This window comes from Neisseria sp. P0022.S010 (genome assembly GCF_051956635.1).
The window spans coordinates 1-2,240 of the sequence record NZ_JBQCXF010000478.1 but is presented as its reverse complement, the minus strand read 5'-3'; the positions used below and the strand labels follow the sequence as shown (position 1 = coordinate 2,240).

Here is a 2,240-nt window from a genome sequence, read left to right as displayed (position 1 = left end):
TATTTTTTGTGGTGTACCTATCGATATTATTGTGTGAGTTCAACTTCTTCTGTTTAACATAGAAACGCCCGTAAGCGCAAAATAATTTCCATACGGCCAAATCGGTGCATGAATGGCTATTTTATAATAAAAATAAGGCCGTCTGAAAATTTTCAGACGGCATAAGTATTTTTAGCCTACCAAGCTGCGAATCTGCGGCCAATAAAACAGGCAGGCTATCGAACAAATAGCAATGCTGATACCGGCTGCATTAATGCTGCTGATTTTTTCCTTAAATATTGCCGCACCAATCAGCGTACCCAAAACAATCACGCCAATATTCATACCGGCAAATACCAAAGTCGGATTATCCTTCATGATTTGGTGTGCCGAGATGTAGGTAACAATATTCAAAAAGTTCAGGCAGCCTAAAATCATTCCGCCCACTATGCCCTCTTTGGTCCATTTGCTTCCTTTGGCAAACAGGTAGCCAAACATCAAAATACCGGCCAAACAAAACGCCACCAGCAAATTACCGGCAAACGCGGTACCGCTTTTCGCCACTTGTTTGAACAAAATATCAATGATGCCATAGCCGCACCAAACGCCTAAAAGCAGCATCACTTGCGTACTGAAGCCGCCGGATTTCTTGCCGCCATCGCTTTTCCAAAGCAAGAAAAACAGTGCCGTAAATGCCAATACCAAACCAATCAGACGGCCTTCGGTCAACTGCTCATGAAACAGCGTAAACGAAGCAACGATGGGTAAAAACAGCGAGAGGCGTTGCGCCGCATCTGATTTGACGATACCTGCCGCATCTACGGATTTACCCATAATGACAAATACGGTTGGCAGCAAAATGCCCAAGGCCGCAAAAAGCCACCACGTCGGTAAAAATACCTGCGGATTGCTCAAATCAGGCTTTAACACCAGCATGGTCAAAGTGACGGCAACGATGTAGTTCACCGCCACCGCCTGCTCGATATTGATTTTTTGTTTGCGTGCCACCTTCAGTAATACGGAAACCAACACGCTGCAAACAATACTTGCCAATAAATATGCCATGCTTTAAAACCATCCTTGAGTGGAGACGGGCTTATCTTCATTCAGTTTAATCAGTCCGATGACTACACGGTAAATAAACCAAATGGCAGTTACCAACAAAATCAGCCAACCAATTAAGATCAGTGTAGTAAAAGTGCCCAAAACCGTACCTACTAAAGACACCCAAAATGTCTTAATCAAATAATCGATATGGCTGGCGTAAATACTGCCTTGAGCCTCATCGCGTTTAACATACGCCATGATCACACCGACAACGGGGGTAAACAAAATCAATAAGCCCACAGCATATGTCACATAAGCGATAAAAACATAGTTTTTCACGTCAGAGCTGGGTGCATTGACCACATTTGTCGCCATATCAGTGAAGTTGTTGGTATTGGTTTCCTGACGCTCGTACTGCATAGCCGCATCATAAGCCAACCGTTTTTCCGGATGAGACAATACTTCAAAAGCCTGTCCGATGGCTTTAAACCGCTCCGCATCTTTCTGAATATCCGGATTGGCCACTAATTTTCCATAAGCCTCGCGGATAACGTTGATATCAGCATCCTGAGATACTCCCAAGATTTCGTATAAATTTAATTGTTCCATCTGTATTCCTATCCTTTATGAATCGACTGCAACATGAACATCTTTCGGATTAAGCGTCCGCAGGTTTTCAGGCTTCATGCCCACGATAAACCCACGTTTGCCGCCATTGATAAAAATCTCGTCCAAAGCCCAAATGCTTTCTTCCACATAAACCGGCAAAGCGGTTTTCATACCGAATGGCGACGTACCGCCGACTAAATAGCCTGTCCATTTCGCCGCCTGATCCGCCGTGGCAGGCTCGATGTGTTTCAAGCCTAGCTCACGCGCCAGATTTCGGGTGGAAATATGTTTGTCGCCATGCATTAAAACAACCAAGCCTTTTTTATGCTCATCCTGCAAAACGATCGTTTTGATGACTTGATGCTCGGGCTTGCCCGCACATTCGGCAAAACGCGCCGTACCGCCATGTTCTTCATATGCGTAAACATAAGGGACAAAATCGATTTTCTTACTGCGTAAAAAGCGTACTGCCTGCGTAACCGGATATTCTGCTTTACTCATGGGTTGTTTCCCGCCATCCTTTTCAGACGGCCCCTCTTAAATGTGGAACGTAAACAGTCGCAATGTTACCATACCTTCTTTTTGAAATCAGGAGACAACATGGA

At 44.6% G+C, this 2,240-nt stretch carries 3 protein-coding genes; all 3 read right to left on the bottom strand.

Features of this window, described 5'->3' with window-relative positions; all coding sequences use genetic code 11:
- Positions 1-171: 171 nt before the first annotated feature.
- The 3 genes from ACTHUT_RS18335 to ACTHUT_RS18325 are packed head-to-tail and all read right to left on the bottom strand — an operon-like array spanning position 172 to position 2,136.
- On the bottom strand, positions 172-1,044 hold the full coding sequence (locus ACTHUT_RS18335; protein WP_250600632.1) for a DMT family transporter: 873 nt from the start codon (positions 1,042-1,044) through the stop codon (positions 172-174).
- Between the two features lie 3 nt (positions 1,045-1,047).
- Positions 1,048-1,635 (bottom strand): DnaJ domain-containing protein, encoded by a 588-nt coding sequence (locus ACTHUT_RS18330; RefSeq protein ID WP_003683538.1) that lies wholly within the window; start codon positions 1,633-1,635, stop codon positions 1,048-1,050.
- A 15-nt stretch (positions 1,636-1,650) separates the two neighbouring features.
- Positions 1,651-2,136 carry an aminoacyl-tRNA deacylase gene (locus ACTHUT_RS18325; RefSeq protein ID WP_003683433.1) on the bottom strand — a complete coding sequence of 162 codons (486 nt, stop codon included), beginning with the start codon at positions 2,134-2,136 and terminating at the stop codon, positions 1,651-1,653.
- Positions 2,137-2,240 lie beyond the last annotated feature (104 nt).